General features: G+C 29.1%; 19 protein-coding genes and 1 tRNA gene. 4 read left to right on the forward strand and 16 right to left on the reverse strand.

The genetic code is table 11. The features are described 5' to 3' along the window. Positions 1-2 precede the first annotated feature (2 nt). From AANAER_RS00915 to AANAER_RS00930, 4 genes are read right to left on the reverse strand one after another with little or no spacing between them, the layout of a single operon-like run. Complete coding sequence (locus AANAER_RS00915) at positions 3-1004, reverse strand: efflux RND transporter periplasmic adaptor subunit (protein WP_129081383.1); 1002 nt, start codon at positions 1002-1004, stop codon at positions 3-5. Beyond that, positions 1001-2200, reverse strand: a complete 1200-nt coding sequence (locus tag AANAER_RS00920) for a TolC family protein (protein WP_129081384.1) — start codon at positions 2198-2200, stop codon at positions 1001-1003. Before AANAER_RS00920 ends, AANAER_RS00915 begins: the two co-directional genes overlap by 4 nt. After that, positions 2200-2580 carry a FixH family protein gene (locus tag AANAER_RS00925; protein WP_129081385.1) on the reverse strand — a complete coding sequence of 127 codons (381 nt, stop codon included), beginning with the start codon at positions 2578-2580 and terminating at the stop codon, positions 2200-2202. Before AANAER_RS00925 ends, AANAER_RS00920 begins: the two co-directional genes overlap by 1 nt. A gap of 60 nt (positions 2581-2640) precedes the next feature. After that, a complete protein-coding gene (locus AANAER_RS00930) occupies positions 2641-3714 on the reverse strand; it encodes a sensor histidine kinase (RefSeq protein WP_129081386.1) in 1074 nt (357 codons plus the stop codon). 155 nt (positions 3715-3869) lie between these two features. On the opposite strand from AANAER_RS00930, the gene AANAER_RS00935 reads away from it, so the two are divergent. After that, on the forward strand, positions 3870-4529 hold the full coding sequence (locus AANAER_RS00935; protein WP_044419018.1) for a response regulator transcription factor: 660 nt from the start codon (positions 3870-3872) through the stop codon (positions 4527-4529). Here AANAER_RS00935 and AANAER_RS00940 read toward each other — a convergent pair. Both AANAER_RS00940 and AANAER_RS00945 read right to left on the reverse strand, forming a co-directional pair. Continuing rightward, entirely contained in the window at positions 4519-5532 is a 1014-nt protein-coding gene (locus AANAER_RS00940) for a sensor histidine kinase (protein WP_170218426.1), read from the reverse strand. The two genes, AANAER_RS00935 and AANAER_RS00940, sit on opposite strands and share 11 nt — an antisense overlap. 124 nt (positions 5533-5656) lie before the next feature. After that, positions 5657-6316, reverse strand: coding sequence for a response regulator transcription factor (locus tag AANAER_RS00945; RefSeq protein ID WP_129081548.1), 660 nt, complete (start codon positions 6314-6316; stop codon positions 5657-5659). Positions 6317-6426: 110 nt separating this feature from the next. On the opposite strand from AANAER_RS00945, the gene AANAER_RS00950 reads away from it, so the two are divergent. Next, the gene (locus tag AANAER_RS00950) at positions 6427-7008 is read left to right on the forward strand and encodes a YceI family protein (protein ID WP_044419014.1); all 582 of its coding nucleotides are present in this window, start codon (positions 6427-6429) and stop codon (positions 7006-7008) included. 8 nt (positions 7009-7016) lie between these two features. On the opposite strand, the gene AANAER_RS00955 is transcribed toward AANAER_RS00950, so the two are convergent. From AANAER_RS00955 to miaA, 8 genes are all read right to left on the reverse strand, one after another. Then, positions 7017-8378, reverse strand: coding sequence for an MATE family efflux transporter (locus tag AANAER_RS00955; RefSeq protein WP_228711127.1), 1362 nt, complete (start codon positions 8376-8378; stop codon positions 7017-7019). Between the two features lie 67 nt (positions 8379-8445). Beyond that, entirely contained in the window at positions 8446-9705 is a 1260-nt protein-coding gene (locus AANAER_RS00960; RefSeq protein WP_129081388.1) for a homoserine dehydrogenase, read from the reverse strand. An 8-nt stretch (positions 9706-9713) separates the two neighbouring features. Beyond that, complete coding sequence (locus AANAER_RS00965; RefSeq protein ID WP_129081389.1) at positions 9714-10925, reverse strand: LL-diaminopimelate aminotransferase; 1212 nt, start codon at positions 10923-10925, stop codon at positions 9714-9716. Between the two features lie 7 nt (positions 10926-10932). Then, complete coding sequence (locus tag AANAER_RS00970) at positions 10933-11751, reverse strand: hypothetical protein (protein ID WP_129081390.1); 819 nt, start codon at positions 11749-11751, stop codon at positions 10933-10935. A 9-nt stretch (positions 11752-11760) separates the two neighbouring features. After that, positions 11761-12444 (reverse strand): 23S rRNA (guanosine(2251)-2'-O)-methyltransferase RlmB, encoded by a 684-nt coding sequence (gene rlmB, locus AANAER_RS00975; protein WP_129081391.1) that lies wholly within the window; start codon positions 12442-12444, stop codon positions 11761-11763. Positions 12445-12447: 3 nt separating this feature from the next. Continuing rightward, positions 12448-13263 carry a 16S rRNA (cytidine(1402)-2'-O)-methyltransferase gene (gene rsmI / locus AANAER_RS00980; RefSeq protein WP_129081392.1) on the reverse strand — a complete coding sequence of 272 codons (816 nt, stop codon included), beginning with the start codon at positions 13261-13263 and terminating at the stop codon, positions 12448-12450. Positions 13264-13276: 13 nt separating this feature from the next. Continuing rightward, positions 13277-13477 carry a 50S ribosomal protein L31 gene (gene rpmE, locus AANAER_RS00985; RefSeq protein ID WP_044419006.1) on the reverse strand — a complete coding sequence of 67 codons (201 nt, stop codon included), beginning with the start codon at positions 13475-13477 and terminating at the stop codon, positions 13277-13279. 88 nt (positions 13478-13565) lie between these two features. Continuing rightward, complete coding sequence (gene miaA, locus AANAER_RS00990; protein WP_129081393.1) at positions 13566-14435, reverse strand: tRNA (adenosine(37)-N6)-dimethylallyltransferase MiaA; 870 nt, start codon at positions 14433-14435, stop codon at positions 13566-13568. Positions 14436-14492: 57 nt separating this feature from the next. Here miaA and mqnP point away from each other — a divergent pair, with 57 nt between their 5' ends. Together mqnP and AANAER_RS01000 are read left to right on the forward strand one after the other, a co-directional pair. Next, positions 14493-15362 carry a menaquinone biosynthesis prenyltransferase MqnP gene (gene mqnP, locus AANAER_RS00995; RefSeq protein ID WP_129081550.1) on the forward strand — a complete coding sequence of 290 codons (870 nt, stop codon included), beginning with the start codon at positions 14493-14495 and terminating at the stop codon, positions 15360-15362. Between the two features lie 418 nt (positions 15363-15780). After that, positions 15781-15857: transfer RNA gene (locus AANAER_RS01000), tRNA-Arg, on the forward strand. A 69-nt stretch (positions 15858-15926) separates the two neighbouring features. On the opposite strand, the gene AANAER_RS01005 is transcribed toward AANAER_RS01000, so the two are convergent. Together AANAER_RS01005 and AANAER_RS01010 are read right to left on the reverse strand one after the other, a co-directional pair. Continuing rightward, entirely contained in the window at positions 15927-17231 is a 1305-nt protein-coding gene (locus tag AANAER_RS01005; RefSeq protein ID WP_129081394.1) for an ATP synthase subunit B family protein, read from the reverse strand. A 10-nt stretch (positions 17232-17241) separates the two neighbouring features. After that, positions 17242-18258 (reverse strand): nucleoid-associated protein, encoded by a 1017-nt coding sequence (locus AANAER_RS01010; RefSeq protein WP_129081395.1) that lies wholly within the window; start codon positions 18256-18258, stop codon positions 17242-17244. Positions 18259-18371 lie beyond the last annotated feature (113 nt).

Raw genomic sequence — 18371 nt, forward strand, 5'->3', positions numbered from 1 at the left:
TCCTACCAGTCTCCGTCATCAGAACTATAAAGACCGTTTGTAACGGCATCTGAATCAAGTAGAAAAAGGGCATTGTTAATTACCTCTTCCCCTTCATTTACTCCTTCAAGTATTTTATATTTGTTTGAAGAGACTCTTTTTGCTTCAATCTCTATTGGTTCAATTTCTGTTTTAGATAGAAGTTTAAAGACATATTTTTTATCACCTTTTAAAAGAACGGCTGTTTTTGGAAGAGTTAAAGCCTCTTTAGTTTTTTCTTGCAGCAGCACTTTTCCAAACATATTAGGAAAATATTTTAAATCGCTGTTTTTTAATACAAATCTTACATCTACACTTTTTGTATCACTGCTTACTATTGGGTAGATCTTGTCAACTTTAGTTTTAACGGGATTTTTAAATCCGTCCAAAAAAACATTTGCTTCCATATTGTTTTTTATAAAAGATAGATCTTTTTGATAAATAGAAGCTATAAACCAAATACTGTCCAAAGATGCAAGTTGAAGAAGAAGTTTTCCTTTTTTTACAAAACTTCCTTGATTTATCTCTTTTTTTAAAACTATTGAATTAGATGGTGAATAAAAAGGGATATCTTTTAAAACAGTTTTTGAATTTTTTATTCTGTTTATTACTTTAGTATTTATATCCAAAGCTTTTAGTTTATTAAGACTGCTTCTAACTAATTGTTTATTTAGATTTTTTGCAATCTGAATCTCTTGTTGAATAGATAAAACTTCATCAGAGTAAAGTGAGAATAGTTTTTCTCCTTTTTTCAAAGTTTGATATTGTTCTTTTGCATCTAAATTTGTGACAAAACCGTCAAATCTGCTTACAATATCATAAATTTTTGTTTCATCAAAAGTTAGACGTCCATAAAAGCTTTTTAAGGTGCCTATTTGCTCTTTTTTTACTTTGACAAGCTTTTTATTGAACAACTGCTCAACTTCAAGAATCTGAGCATTTAGTATTGTAACGCCCAATATTAGGGCACTTAAAATAAATTTCACTTGATATTCCTTGTAAAATAGTGTGATTTTGCCAAAGCAGTAAAATATTTCTCTTTTTCATCTACTGCTTTGAGTTTGTATTTGATAATCTCATTTTCATTTTTTATCAATGATGAGGTATCGATATTTGATTTTAGATAACTGTTGTCGTTTTCTAAAATTTTTTGAAGTTGGGAATATTTTGGAAGAATTCTTTTTTCTATTATATTATATGTGGTGATTGAATCATCTATATTTTTTTGTAAAGTATCTATTGAACTAAGAAACTTCACTTTTAAATCTTCCAATTGATTCTTAACTTGTTGTGATTGATATTTTGCTTTTGTAGCTTTGATATTCTCTTTTCCGTATATTGCAAGGGGGAAAGAGAAACTTACGTTCATATAATCTTCAAAATTAGAACTTCTTTCAAAATAGCTGACACTCATCTTTAAATCAGGGATTTTTTTCTCTTTTTCCAAATCTGAGACATTTAAGTATTTTTTGCTGTTTTGAGAGAACGATAAAACTTTAGGATGTTTTGAAATATCTTTAGAAAGAACTACTTTTTTTATCTTTGTATCAATATCAAGATTTTCAAACTTTTCATAAGTCAGCTCTTGAAGTTTTAGATAACTTGTATCCAAAAAAGTTTTTAACTGTTGAGATTTTAAATCTAGTTCATTATAAAGAATTTGTGCATTTAGTATATCTTTTTGTTTAGCTTTGCCGTATTTATAAAAGTTTGTAAGAAGTGATTCTATCTTTTTTACGTTTTTTTTAAATTTGTTATAAAGAGAGAGCCTCTCTTCTAAAAGTTTTATTTTATAAGAGTATTCATATATATTTGAAGTTAGTTCCAGTTTGCTGTTTTCTAAATTGTATTTTGAGATTGAGTAGTCATCTTTGGCAACTTTTTTTGCAATATCAAGTCTGTCTCCTAGGGGAATATTTTGACTTACTCCTATAAACTGAGCTTGCATTGCCTCTTTATCTCTTACATAATAGTCATTAAATTGAACATCATTTGCTCCAAAGCTGATAACGGGATTATCCCATTTTGAAGCTAGTGCTATTTCTTGTTTTGCAATATCTATAGAACTCTCCAGTGCTTTTAGAGAGCTGTTTTTCTCTAAAGCATTGGATACGATATTTTCTATTGATTGGGCATTTAAATAAAAAGGAAGAAACCCAAGTAGAAGATATTTTTTCAGCATTATAAGTTTACGCTTGCTCTTATTTTATGAACTTTACCGTCGGCAGTTTTAAACATTAGATGATATTGCCAAGTTCCACCCATAGAGAAGTTGATAAGAAATTTGTATTTTCCGTCAACGAATTTTGCTTTTGCCTCTTGTTCCATATATGGCATACCGGGCATTTCAGGCATAAAAAACTTTGCTTTTACTTTAGCATCATTTAAAACTTTTCCCTCTTTTTGAAGTGTTACAATAAAAGTATTGTTACCCATAACCAACGATTTTTCAGATTGAAGTTGTACTTCATATCCATCTTTTTTACTTTTCACATCAAGGGGTTGAGCATTTAAGATAATGCAAGAGAAAAGCAAGATTGAAACTACTTTTAATAATTTCATATAGACTCCTTTAAAAAATTTCGTGAAGTCTATTTATTTAATATGGAAAGAGTGTGGAAATTAAAACTTTAGAATAAAGCTTGTTCCTTTTTTTAAAGTAGAGTCAACAACTATTTTTATAGAATATTTTTCGCAAATATTTTTAACGATATTTAATCCGATACCGAAACCTCCGCTATAATCCGTTGCTCTATAGTATCTGCTGAATATATCATTTATTTTATCTTTTTCAATACCGATACCGCTGTCGCTTATGGTTAAAGTATGATTTTTAAGTTCTATTTCTATTTTTCCTTTTTGTTTGTTGTATTTTATTGCATTTGATAGAATATTGTTAAAAAGTCTAATAAAATCATTTTCATCAATAGTAAAAAAAGTATCTTCTAAAAAGGTATCTATAGATATTTTTTTCTTTTGCGCCAAGGCTTCAAAATATTTGATTTGGGTATTTATTAACTCTTTTAGATTGTGTTCTTTAGGTTCACTGAGAACTCTTTTATCTTCTAGAAAAATATAGGTTAAATCCTTATATACTTCCGATATCCTTTGGGCAGCTAGTTTTATTCTTTTTATCTGTTTTGAGCTTAAATGCTCTTCTTCTGCCGACATTAAAATAGCACTTATGGGAGTATTTAATTCATGGGTTGTATCTTTTATAAAATTGTTTAATCTCTTTCTTTCATCTTTTATAGGTTTTAAAAATAGTTTGGCAAGAAAAAATCCAAGGACTGAGACCATAAAGTAGATGATTAGAAATAAGATGATTATCTCATTTTTAAGTTTGGCAACTCTATTAAAAAAAAGATTCTCTTCTATAGCAATATAATAAATACCTAAGTGCCCATATGTAGAATCATTAACTAAAATAAAGTTTTTTTCTTTTTCTATTATTTTCTTAGAAAAATCTATAGTGTCATTTAGATTACCGAAAATTTTTCTTCTATTCTCATCATAAAAAGAGATTTTATAAATATCGGTTTTTAAAAACTGGGAAAGTTCCAGCCCATGACCGTTCATATGGGAGTGGGTAATTTGTGAAGAGATATTTGAAGCTATATTTTGCATTTTTGTTTTTGCCAAATCAAAATAAAGTTTTTTTTCATTTTGATAATAAAGCAGGGCAATTAGAAGCATTAGAATAAAAGAACCGCCTAAATAAAGGGTAAAAAATCTTATAAAAGTTCTTTTTTCACTATAAGTTAAATCTTTGATATAAATCCTTTTTTATTTGGATTATATCATAAAATTTTTCCATAGATTTTACACAAAGTTATACTATACTTAAGATTATGAAAATATTACTTTTAGAAGACGACACTTTATTAAATGAAATTATTGTAGAGTTTTTAGAAGAGCTTGATTATGAAGTTATAACGACTTTTGACGGTCAAGAGGCTTTGGAAACAATTTACGAAGATAAGTTCGATTTGCTTATTTTAGATGTAAATGTACCTAGTCTAAACGGTTTTGAGCTTTTAAAAGAACTTAAGTCAAACTCTATAAATATTCCTTGTATTTATATTACCTCTTTGCATACTTCAAAAGATATGGAAGACGGATTTAAAGCAGGGGCTGATGATTATATTAAAAAACCTTTTCATTTAAGTGAGTTAAAACTAAGAATAAACAATATAAAAAGATTAAGACAGATAGAAGCAAACGGTATAATAAAACTTGCCGATGCAATTTTTTACGATAATGATGAAAAAATTTTAAAAGTTAATGATAAAGAGAGTCATCTTTCAAAAACAGAGGCAAAAGTCTTTGAGTATTTTATAAAAAACAGAAATAAATCTATATCTATAGAAGAGATCTCTTTAAATAACTGGCTTTATGATGAAGTTCCTACTGCAACAACTATTAGAACATATATAAAAAATTTACGAAAAATTTTGGGCAAAGACAGGATTATTACTTCTAAAGGAATAGGTTACAGGCTTAATCTTTAAATTTTAGTTTAAAAGTTGTTCCTTTTGTCTCTTGGGATTCTACTTCTATTTCTATATTATAAGTTTTGCAAATATGATATACGATATTAAGACCTATACCGAATCCTCCTTGCTCTTTTGTTCCTCTATAGTATCGATTAAAGATATCTTTTAATCTATCTTTTTTTATTCCTATTCCTCCATCTTCAATTATAAGTGTGGAGTCTTTTAGCGTTATATTGATAAAACCTCCGATTTTATTATATTTTATAGCATTTGATATTAGATTGTTAAAGAGTCTTGAAAAATTTTCTTTATCTATTTTAAAAGTAGTAGGTTCCAGCTTTGAGTTGATTGTTAATCTCTTTTTTTGTGAAAAAGATTGAAAATATTCAAGTTGTTGTTCTATTATCTTATCAAGCTGCAGTTCTTCGATATGGGGTTTATTATTGCTGTCTTGTAAAAAAAGATAGACTAAATCTTTGTAAATTTCCGAAATTCTTTTTGCGCTTAAATTAATTCTTTGAAGATTTTTTTGAGTTAAAGGTGCATCTTTTCCCGTACTCATTAAAATAGCCGTTATGGGAGTATTTAACTCATGGGTAGTATCTTTTATAAAGTTATTGAGTTTTTTTCTTTCATTTATAATAGGGCTTATAAAAAGACTTGCCAGATAGTAACCTATTACTGCAATAGTAGAATAAATCAAAAAGAAATAGAAAATGAGTTTTTCCGTTAGTTTTGTGATTATATCATGGTAGATATTCTCTTTTATTACAATATGATATACTCCTAAATGCCCCCTTGGCGTACTGTCTACTAGAACAAAACTGTCATCTATCTTTTGCAGTTTTTTTGACAAATCAATTCTATTTTTTATATTTCCTATTAATTTTCTATGCTCTTTATCAAATAAAGCATAATCATATTTTATAAAATTTGCCATTTTTGCAGTATTTATTGAAAGCCCTGCCATATGAGCGTAAATTATTGCAGAAGAGACTTTTGAAGCCACATTTTGCATATTTGAGGTTATTAACTCATATTGTGATCTTGATTCCATTTTATAAAAAAGAAGAAATATTATGGTTAATAAAATAAAAGAAGAACCTAAATAGAGTCCTAAAAATTTGCTAAAGGTGATTCTCTCACTTCTTGTTAAATCGATAACCGACTCCTTTTATAGTTTCAATAAACTCTTCTCCTAAAACTTTTCTGATATTTTTTATATAAGTTCTAATAGTAGATGAGGTAGGCGAAGTCTCATAACTCCAGATATTTGAGCTTAGTTCATCTTGGGAAATACATCTGTTTGCATTGTTTATAAGATATTTGAGAATCTGAGCCTCTTTTAAAGGAAGTTTTGTTTTTATTGAATTATTGTTTATATAATTGAGTTTTGAATTAAATTTTATATCTTTTGAAATCTCTATCTCTTCATCTTCTAAATGAAGAAGTCTTTTTATATTGTTTATTCTAAGTTCTAACTCTTTTAATTCAAAAGGTTTTTTCAAATAATCATCTGCTCCGCTTTTAAAGCCCTCTTCAACATCTTCAACCGAGTTTAAAGAGGTAATAAAAATAGCAGGAGTGGTTATCTCATTATCCCTTAGATTTTTTAAAAATTCAAAACCCGTAAGTGTAGGTACGTTTACGTCTAAAATCAGCAAATCAAAAGGGTTTTCATATATAATCTCACTTGCCTGCATTCCGTCAAATACGCAGGTGACCTCATATCCTAGTTCTTGAAGGAACTCTTCAATTATCTCATTTAGTATTAAATCATCTTCTAAAAGCAATATTTTCATAAAAGTAAGTATATCACACAAAAGAATAAATAGTCCCCACAAACGCTACACAAAAACTTAACAAAAGATTATTAGAATAAAGGTACAAAAATAATCAAAAGGAGTATTAAATGAAGCTATTTGGAAAAATGCTTTTAACAACGATTTTAGGGGCTGGTTTAGCTTATGCGGCACCTTATAAACTGGATAATTCACACACTGAGGTAGGTTTTTCGGTAAAACACCTGATGATATCAAACGTAAAAGGTAAATTCAAAGATTTTGGTGCAACTATAGATTTTGATGCGAAAACAAACACTTTTAAAACTTTTGAGGCTACTGTGGATGCAAAAACCATTGATACTGCAAATGTAAAAAGAGATGACCATTTAAAATCTGCAGACTTTTTTTATGCAGAAAAGTTTCCTACAATAACATTTAAAATGAAATCTTATAAAGCTGACGATGATGACGAAGGCGTTATGATCGGTGATTTAACTATGAGAGGGGTTACAAAAGAGGTAAAACTTGAAGTAGAAGATTTAGCAAAAGGAAAAGGTTTTAAAGGAGAAAACAGAGTAGGGTTCTCTTTAGAAGGAAAAGTAAATAGAATGGATTACGGTTTGAAATGGAACAAAGCTTTAGAGTTCGGTGGAGTTGCCGTAGGTGAAGAGGTTAAACTGCTTATTGAAGTTGAAGCTATAGAGCAGTAAAACTTACTTTATAACAGATTTTTCCCGCAAGATTTCTGTAGCAGGTTTTTTGTATAAAAGTGTGCAAAAACTGCTGCAGAGTAGATCATAATCAAAACTCCGACCCAAAGATAGATATAATCCAACTTGAAAATTACTACAATAGTATAAGCAATAATAAATTTGGCTATAATCTGCCGATAAAGAGCAATATATAAAATCATTTTTGGTTTTTTTATTCCTTGCAGAGTTGAAACTGAGATAAATAAAACAACATAAGCATAGAAAATCCAAACTTCAACAAGAATATAATTAAATCCGTAGTTAATAACTTCTACGTCATTATCAAACTGCTCAACAAGAAGTTTTCCAAAAACATATAAAAAGATAATCCCAAAAGTTGAGATAATAAAGCCGTATTTTAAAGCTTTGCTAACTGTTTGTATAACCCTGTCATATCTTTTTGCTCCGAAATTGTTTGAAACAATAGATAAAACAGCGGAACTAAGTCCCAAAGTAGGTAGAAGCATTAATTGTTCAACTCTAAATCCAATACCGTAACCCGCAACTGCCTTAACTCCGTAAAGAGATACGAAATACATTAAAAAAAGTGATCCTATAGACATAATAAGCATATTTAAACTAGAAGGAATTCCTTGGGAGATTAAATCTTTATATATTTTTTTATGGGGTAAAAAATATCTGAAATTTTGAAAATGTATAAGTTTTGTCTGCAAAACTTTATAAAGCAGATAAAAATTGTTTATTATCTGAATAAGTACGGTCGCAAAAGCAATTCCGGATATTCCCATTGCAGGAATAAACCAAAATCCATAGATAAAAAGAGGGTTCAAAGCCAAGTTTGCAAAAAAACCGAAAATTAAACTATTTCTATATGATTTTGTATCCCCTCTTGAGACTAAAACAGCGTTTAATGCAAAATTTGTCATAAAAAATATTGTACCGGCTAAAATAATATTTATATAATCAAGTGCAGTCTGTAAATACTCTCCGCTTGCTCCTAAGATTTTGAATAAATAAGGAGAAAACCAGAAACCAAGAAGAGTTAACAAAATAGCCAATAACTGCATAAAAAGAATTCCCTTGTGGGCATACAAAGAGGCTAGAAAGAATTTGTTTTTTCCGCTTGCATTTCCTATTAAAGCAGTTATTGCAGTAGAAAATCCGTATCCAAGTCCGATTACCGTAAAAAAAATCATAAAAGATAAAGACAGTGCTGAAATAGCTTGAGTGGAAATCAGTCCTGCATAAAAAGTATCTACGACATTATATAAAGTATTAAAAAGCATACCCGTACTTGCAGGGATTGCTATTTGTTTTATTAGACTTGGTATATTGTCGTTTAGAAGGTGGTTTTTCTCATTTTTCACAGGGATTTCCAATTATTTTTTGTGAAATAGTAGCGTTTTAATACTTTAGGAAGATTAGAGTTAAGGATTAATCCTCAATTCTAATCATAGCAGGTTTAGCTGTAACTACTCCTGCTTCTTCTATTGTTTTAAGTGCTTCGATAATATCTTTTTCAACTGAAGTATGAGTTGATAATAGAATATGAGAACATGTTCTGTTTAGAGGTTTTTGAATCATTTTTTCTATAGAGATGTTTCTTTCCCCTAAAATTGTTGCAATTTTAGCTAAAACGCCTGCTTTATCTTCAACTCTAAATCTTAGATAATATTTTGTTCTAATATCATCTTTTGACATAAGTCTTATATCTTCTCCGTGAGGTTTTTCAAACCCAAGCATCGGAGAACCTTTACCTCGACGTGCTATATCAATAATATTTGCAATAACTGCTGAAGCAGTTGCGTCTCCTCCGGCTCCGGCACCGTAATACATAGTCTCTCCGACTTTATCACCTACTACGGATACTCCGTTCATAACTCCGTCAACTTTTGAAATCATTTCAGTTGTTGGAATAAGTGAAGGGTGAACTCTAAGTTCTATCTCTTTTCCTACTTTTTTTGCAATAGTTAAAAGTTTGATTGAGTAGTTAAACTCATTTGCAAAATCTATATCTTCATGGGAAATATTCTGGATTCCTTCTATTAAAATATCTTCAGGTTTTGCATCTATTCCGTAAGCAATAGAACCCAAAATCAAAAGCTTATGAGCAGCATCAAAACCACCCACGTCAAAAGTAGGATCTGCTTCTGCGTAACCTAACTCTTGCGCCTCTTTTAAAATAGTTTCGTAATCTACACCTTCATTTATCATTTTTGTAAGCATATAGTTACAAGTACCGTTCATAATTCCTCTGATAGATTCAATATGATTTGCAGTAAGACCGTCTCTTAGTGCATTAATAATTGGAATACCTCCTGCAACAGCAGCTTCGTATTCAAAAGCGGTATCTCCTGCAATTTCTTGAAGTTCGTATCTATGGTATGCAAGTAAAGCTTTGTTTGCCGTAACTACTGCTTTACCGTTTTTTAACGCTTTTTTTATAATCTCATAAGGTTTTTCTATTCCGCCCATTAGTTCTACGATTACATCAATAGATTCGTCGTTTAAAACTTTTTCAACATCGTCTGTAAGTTCTATCTCAACATCTCTTTTTTTGTTTAAATTGCTGACAACACCAATTGCAGGTATAATCTCACAACCAGCTCTTGCAGTAATAACATTTTTGTTATCTCTTAAAATATTTGCAACGCTAGCTCCTACTGTTCCTACTCCAATTATTCCTATTCTCATAAACTATCCTATAAACTATTTAAATATTTCTTTATATTTTTTGCAGCTTGTCTAATTCTTTTTTCATTTTCAATTAATGCAATTCTTACGTATTGATCTCCGTAGTGACCGAATCCAATTCCCGGACTTACTGCAACTTTTGCTTCTGTTAAAAGCTGTTTAGAAAACTCCATACTTCCAAGATGTCTTGCTTTTTCCGGAATTTTAGCCCAGATAAACATTGAAGCATTCGGTACACTCATTTCCCAACCCGCATCTTTAAAGACTTCAACCATAAGGTCTCTTCTTTTTCTATATTTTTCAATATGCTCTGCCACACACTCTTGAGGTCCGTCAAGAGCAACTGTAGCTGCAACTTGAATCGGAGTAAACATTCCGTAATCAAGCCAAGATTTAATTCTTTTCAAAGCTCCGATTAGTTTTTCATTTCCAACTATAAAACCTACTCTCCAACCTGCCATATTATATGATTTTGACAAAGTAAATGATTCTACTGCCACATCAATAGCACCTTTAGCTTGGAAAATTGAAGGTGTTTTATAACCGTCAAAAGTTATATCCGCATAAGCAATATCCGAGATAATATAAAATCTCTCTTTTTTTGCCATATCAACAAGTCTTTGATAAAACTCAGGTGTAACCGTCGCACAAGACGGGTTGTGTGGAAAGTTTACCAATACGTATTTTACTTTTGGAATAGATTCTCTTAATGTTTTAGTTAATCTTTCAAAAAACAAATCTTCATCAACTTTAAAGTTCTCTTCATCAAAAGGTAGCTCAAAATTGTGAATTGCACCACCTGCTAACATAAAAGCGTATGAGTGAATAGGATAAGTAGGATCCGGAACAACTGCAACATCTCCTACATTTACGATTGCTTGGATTAAGTGAACGTAACCCTCTTTTGAACCCATTGTCGCAACTGCGTGTTTATTCGGATCAAGATAATCAACTCCGAATTTTCTTTTATACCAGTTACAAACGGCAAGTCTTAATTTATAGATCCCCGCACTTACACTGTATCCGTGATTTTTCGGTTTATCTGCCGCCTCTTTTAATTTATCCGTGATATGTTGAGGTGCAGGACCGTCAGGATTACCCATTGAAAAATCTATAATATCTTCACCTGCTCTTCTTGCTTCCATTTTAATAGCATTAACTTCTGCAAAGACATAGTTTGGAAGTCTCTTCATTCTCTCAAATTCAATTTCTGGAAACATTTTAAAATTACTCCTTAATTATTACACTTAGACCACGCTTTATATTTGCAAGCGTGTAAATATCTTCTATTTTTATATAATTTGTCTCTTCAGGAATTTCTAACTGAAGAGAATCCTTTCTTTCATTCTCTTTTACGATATTTAAAATATTCAGATGTTTATCGTAAAAAACTATTTGAGGAAACCAATGATTACCGTATTTTGAATGAATTTCTATAATATTTGCATTATCAACTTTTATAAAATACGGTGTCAACGGTTTTCTAAAATCTACTCTTTCATTGTTTGTTATATTATAAGCATTTGAAAGAGTAGAGTTTGATGTATCTATTTTGTACATCCACTTTGTATACCCCTCTTGTTTGATATCAACAAATCGGCAATTGTTTTTTGCTAACTCTTTTGATAACATAAGAGGGTCAATGGCGGCCTCTGTTTTCAGATTTATAGTCCATGTTATCGTTTTATTGTCATCATAGATTAAATCTTTTGTAAAATAGTGGTAATAACCCAATGCTGTCAATGAGTCTGAAATGATTTTCATAGATTTTATAGCATCATCAGAGATTTTAAAAGTTATTGAAATATCCTGAGGTTTATTTAAAACAACTTTTAAAAGCCCGTTATCTTTGAGTTTTTCAATTACGGCAATATAGTTTATACTTCCATTTGCATAATATGCCGAATCATTTTGAAATAGATACTCTATTAAACTTCTATTTTCGTTAAACTCTTGATATCCAATAATGTTTTGAATCTTTTCATCAAGTGTAGAAGCGTTTAGAATAATTGCACTAATAAAAATCAAACTTAGTTTTTTTATCATTTTTCACTCTTATTTTTTTAAGTTATAAATCAATATTCCACCTGCAACAGAGACATTTAAAGAGTCAAAACTATTTGACATCTTAATTGAAATTTTCTGATCAAGTTTTTTTAACATTTTATTTGAAAGTCCTTTCCCTTCACTTCCAAGAACCAATGCCGTTTTTTCACTGCTGTTTTTAAACTCTTTTAAGTCAACTCCGTCCATAGAAGCACCGTAAAGTTTAAATCCGTACTGTTTTAATTCATTGGCAACATCCAATGAGTTTTGGCTATGACAAAAAGGGATATCAAAAAGAGCACCGCTGCTTGTTCTTGCTATTCCTTCAAAGTTCAACTGTTTGATATTGCTTGCTATTATCGCATCAACATCCAGTGAATAAGCAGTTCTGCAAATAGCTCCGATATTCCCCACATCTGTAAGTCCGTCTAAAACAACAACAAAACTTGAATCTTTTATATTTTTTAAAGTTTCAGTCTCAAATTCACGAAGTTTTAGAAAAAAACCTTGATGGTTTCCACCCTTTGCCAAACTTTGTGCTTTTTTATTATCTAACTTGATAATTTTTTTATTTAGACTAACAAATCTTTTAAATAGTTTGGGCTCAATATCTTTTGAGAACATCACTTCTTCAATAAGGTCTGAATGTCTATCTAGTACGTAGAGTACTACTTGTTTTCCATATATAATCATGGGCTAAATTTTATCTAAAAGTTGTTGATAAATCTCTTTTACATTTTTGCCTGTTATTTTGGCAATAAGTTTTGCTTTTGTTTTAGGCGGCAAATCAAGATTTTCAATATCTGAAACCTCAAGATTTTCACCTTTTGTGGGGGTAGGCTCTACAATAATCACCCATTCACCTTTTATATTTTCATTTTTTAATATATCAAAAATATTTTTTGCACTCTCTTTATAATATTTTTGATGCATTTTAGTAAGCTCTTTTATTAAAAAAAGAGTTCTGTTTTCATCTATGTTTTTTATCTCTTCTAATGTTTTTAAAAGTCTGTGGGGAGATTCATAAAGAATAGATAGAATGTTACTTTGCATAACTTGAGCCAATTTTTGATGTCTCTCTTTTCCTTTGTGGGCTAAAAAGCCGTAAAAAGTAAACTCCGTATTTTCAAATCCGCTCATTGCAAAAGCTGTCAAAAGAGCATTTGCTCCCGGAATAACGTCATAATCTATTTTATTTTCTATACAAAATTGAACAAGTGAGGCTCCCGGATCCGAAACACAAGGCATTCCTGCATCACTTACGTAAACAACGTTTTTATCAAATTCATCTTTTGACAAGTTTTTTAATATCTGTTTTTCATTATGTAAATGAAAAGATCTGAAATCAGTACAGTTAAATTGGAGATTCTCTTTTTGAGATAAAAGTTGTAGAAGTTTTTTTGTAACTCTAGTATCTTCACAAAAAATTAGCTCAGCCTCCAATAGGGCTTTTATAGCACGTTTAGAGATATCCTCTAAATTTCCTATTGGAGTGGGAACTAAAGTTAACACTTTTGGCAGAAAGCTATTTTTTCGCGTATTTAGCTTTGAATTTCTCTACTCTACCAGCAGCATCAACGATTTTTTGCTCACCAGTGAAAAATGGGTGGCAAGCTGAACAAATGTCAATTCTCATTGATTCTACATTTGATTTTGTTTCAAATGTATTTCCACAAGCACAAGTAACTGTACAAGTTTTGTAATCTGGGTGAATATCTTTTTTCACTTGATTTTCCTTAATTTGGCAAATGTCAAATAAAAGGTCGAATCTTTGTCGCCCTTTATTAAACTCTTTAAATGGATTGGGATTATATCTAAAAAAACTTAAGTATATCTGAATTTAAGTTCTCTATAAAGTTTGAAGTTTTATCTTTAAACTGACTTTTATTAAAAGTATTTTGTCTTTTCGCAAGTTTTGCAGTGTTTGAACTAATTTTTTCTTCTAACTCTTTTTTATCCAATTTTCCGTCTAAATACTCCAAAGTCTCTATAATTCCAATAGAACTCATACAATTGGGTTCTCTTGTATATTTGCTTTCCAAGTGAATCACTTCATCTATAATTCCGTCTTTTATCATTTGATGTGTTCTTAAAGCAATCCGTTTTTTCAGCTCTTCCCTGTCCCAAAGTATTTCGAAAATTTTTAAATCTTTTGCTACGGGTTCTTTTGGATTTAATTCAAAATAGTCACTTGGAGCCATACCGCTTTGTTTATATATAGAGAAGGCTTTTCTGATACGATAAGAATCATTTTTTGAAATTTTTTCCATATATTTTTTATCTAATTTATATAAAAGTTCATAGGTCTCTTCCAAAGAGCTTTCCAAAGGAACTTCTTTTTCTATACCTGTTGATAAACCTTCAACTAATGCTTTTAAATAAAATCCCGTACCGCCCACTATTATAAGGTTTTTATTATGTTTTGTTGCATACTCTTTTGCTTTTTTGTAAATTTTTATAAACTCAATAACTCCAAATTTTTCATTGGGATAGACTTCATCTATTCCAAAATGAACAATATCTCCTCTCTCTTCTTTTGTTGGTTTTGCCGAAGCTATATCAATCTCTTTGTAAACCGATAAAGAGTCAAGGGATAGAATTATAGAGTCTGTCTTTTTTGCGATATCAATAGATAAAGCAGTTTTTCCTGAGGCTGTTGAGCCTATAATTGCAATTTCTTTCATAAAAAAATTGTATCAAAATAAGGGTAAATTTTACTCTTGTTTGATATACTTTCGTCCATGGAAAATATAAAAAGAATATTAAATAATTTTAGTGAACTAGTCATGTTCAAACACTCAGTCTTTGCTTTACCTTTTATTTTTATTGCAATGATAACCTCTTCTGTGGAGGTAAATGCAAGTGCCTGGTTTGGATTTAAACTTTTGATTTTGGGAGTTTTAGCCGCAGTTACGGCAAGAAACTTTGCAATGGGTTTTAATAGATATATGGATAGAGATATAGATGCTCTAAATCCAAGAACAATAAACCGTCCAAATGTAGACGGAAGAGTAAGTGCTACCCAAATGCTGGCTTTTGTGATTTTAAATGCTTTGGCTTTTATTGTTGTTGCGTATTTTATAAATGACTTGGCATTCTATCTATCTATACCTATTTTAATAGTAATAGGCTCATACTCATATTTTAAAAGGTTTTCATATTTTGCACATATAATTCTTGGAATCTCTTTAGGACTTGCTCCTATTGCGGGAGTTGTAGCAGTAAGTGAAACAATAACTTTATGGTCTGTTTTATTAAGTATCGGAGTGATGTTTTGGGTTGCAGGATTTGATCTTTTATACTCTTTGCAAGATATTGAAGTAGATAAAAAGTTGGGACTTCATTCAATACCAAGCAGATTCGGTGCTAAAAAAACAATGCTAATCTCAAAAGTTTTTCATTTGTGTACGGTTGTATTTTGGCTTCTATTTGTAATCACTTCAAATTCGGGATTATTTGCCTATTTAGCAGTAATAATAAGTGCAGTAATGCTCACTTATGAACATATTATAGTACATAGAGATTTTACGAAAATAGATAAAGCTTTCTTTACAGTAAACGGATACCTAGGAATAGTCTTCTTCTTTCTTATACTAATTGACGCATTTTAAGTCAATTAGTAAAATAATAAAAAAAGATATTAAATAAAACTTAAACCTAAAACTACCTTCTCTTTTTTAAGATTAATTATTCAAAAAGGTATATACTAACCTTAAAATCGTAGCTATGACTAAACTCTTGACAAAAGTGAATAATTTCTTTATTATAGTAATAAAATATAGAGAAAGGATATAAAAATGAGTATTTATAAAATCAAATTAGATGCAAATTTGCAAACAAGCAAAATAATTTCAGTGAAAACTATCGCAATATATACTTTAACAATATTCCTAATAAGTTGTTTGAGTATTTTATTACAATAGTCTAAAGCGAAAGTAATTCAGAGTATTTTAAACATAGAGTGTGTAGAATTCGCACTCTAATATAATAATCTAATGCAAAAATTTGGATTATCAATAAAATACAAGCGCGTCTGTGGCTCAACTGGATAGAGCGCCGGGTTTCGGCCCCGGTGGTTGTGGGTTCGAATCCTACCAGGCGTGCCATTTTGCAGTACAACTCATAAAATCAATACTTTTACCTAAATTTTTTTATTGTGCTAAAATTATATAATATCAATATTTTGAATTAATATTTTGTAGTGTACTGAATGATTCAGAATTAAATTTTTTTTTAGTATCCATTTTGGAAAATAGAGAACTTATAGGTTTCCCATTAATTTTAATGTAATCATCCCATTGTATATTTGAGTAAAAAAGAAAAGAAAGAAATACAATGACGAAAATCATTGTATTTAATTTTATCGTCCAATTAAATCGATCTTTTATAGAAAAAGTTAATTTTTCAAGACTAGCTAAAGTTGATTCCACTGAATTATATAATTTATTTACTTCTTTACATTCCTCTTTTTTTGATTCAATTTCTTTTGATAATGCATTTAATATATCTCGTTGTATAACGGAAAACTTATATAAGATAAGACAAAAAATAGACATACCAAGAAGTATAATGAAATTTTTTGCTTGAGTTTGTGAACTCATTTGACCTAAACTAACAATAAATGCAATAGGAAGAAATATTATTTTACTATTTACATCACTTAAAAGTGTATTTAGTTTTGAAAAATATTCTTTTAATGCTTTATTTGCATCTTCTTTTAGCTTTGCAGGATCAAGTGAATTTATATAAGCTCTGTGATGAATTTGGTATTCATCATAAACTTTTGATAGCAAAGGAAAAATTTCATTAATATTGATTTGTTTCTTATCCTTAGATAAAGTATCTTCTAACGCATTAATTAAAAAAATTTTATTTATTCTTTTTTCTGCATTTACTAAAATTTCATCAGTAAATGTGTTAATAAGTTCATCAATATTTTTTATATTTTGAAAAATTAAAATATCTTTCTTATTATATAATGAATGTATAAATATCTTTCGCTTATCAAAAATAGTATATTTATAGTCTGATAGTCCTTCTTTATCTTTATCTATTGATATTTGATTAATAATATTAAATAGTTGAGATATTTTTTCATATTGCATAATAAAATCTAGTTTTTTTTCTGTTGATAATGAGCTATATTTAAACTCATGAATATAGTAAAACTCAGATATATTATTAACTCTATTAACATTTAAAAATTCATCAAAATCTTTAAAAATAAAATATTTGTATACTTTTCTTAAGTAGGAAATACTTAATTGAAGGCTATAAGTTTTATTTATTTCTATACTTGTAAGATTACAGTTAGTATTATTAATTTTAATTTCTTTTAAAATAGAATTCTCATCAAAGTCTTGCAAAAGTGAAATATAATCAGATTTTTCAATTTTTATATCTATAGAAATGTCTTGTCCTTCATTAACAAAATCTATATTATTATCTTTGTTTATAATCAAATCATCAATTAATTTCATAATATTCATTTTACAATTCTTCTTCAATCACTTGTTTTAATTTATCATCAATCTTTATAATCAATTTATCCTTATTTTCTGATAAATAAATATCTCCATCATCATATAGTTTTCTTTGAAAACTTAATTTTATTCCCTTTCCTGTATATTTGAACAGTTCAAGTTTTTTTATCTCTGATCGGTTAATGCTTTCAATTGTATTACTTAATTCAATTTGATTTTCATTGATATAATCAAAAAAACCTTTTGGATTGTCAGGATCTATAAAGTTTGATACAGATTCCATTGTTAAAGGCTCTTTATTTTTTATCTTTTCATCACATAAATTATATATTCTCATTTGCAAAGATTGAATCTTTTCTTCATCAAAAGTTTCTTTTAGATAATTATTTAATGTAGACACAAATAATTTTGTTGTCTCTTTTGAACTCTCTTTCTTTTCATCTGCACCCATAAAATCAACAAAGTATTCACTAACATCTTTAACTCCTTTCATAAAAGAAAGATATTTACGTTCTTCGTCACTTGAATATGAATCAATGTTAATAAAACCTGCCATGGCTATTTGATCTGTATTTAGTTCATTTATCATTTTAATTACTAAACTTGAATCATTTGCAGTAAATCCAAATTTTTTATTTAGTAAAACAATCATTATAAATCTATCTCTCATTTTATAATCTGCTACAATTAAATAACCACCTGTTGACTGTGGTTTTTTATTCATTTCATCTGTTAAATGTTGTGCAGCTACTTGAGAAAAATCTAGAAAAGATTCATCACTAGGTAGTGTTATATATTTATCAATTAGTCTTTTAAATGTAGGCTCTGGTCGTTCTTTAAATTGTCCATATTCTTTAGTTGTTCTTTTGTGATAAGAAAAAGAAACTGTTTGTGCAAACTTCTCTATATCTTCATCTGATATGTCGAGTAAAGCTTTTCTTTCTTTAACTTCACCATCTTTTACACCTTGTGTTTTATTAATCCTATGTAATACAATTTTGTTTAGAATAAAACTTTTTTCCATATAGTCTCCTGATTAATTATAATAACTGTATAGATTTATTATATTACAATTTTGATAAATTTAAAACTTCTAAAATATTATTTATATTTAAATAATTAATATTAATAACGGTA

The sequence above is a fragment of the Halarcobacter anaerophilus genome (assembly GCF_006459125.1).
GTDB classification, from domain to species: domain Bacteria; phylum Campylobacterota; class Campylobacteria; order Campylobacterales; family Arcobacteraceae; genus Halarcobacter; species Halarcobacter anaerophilus.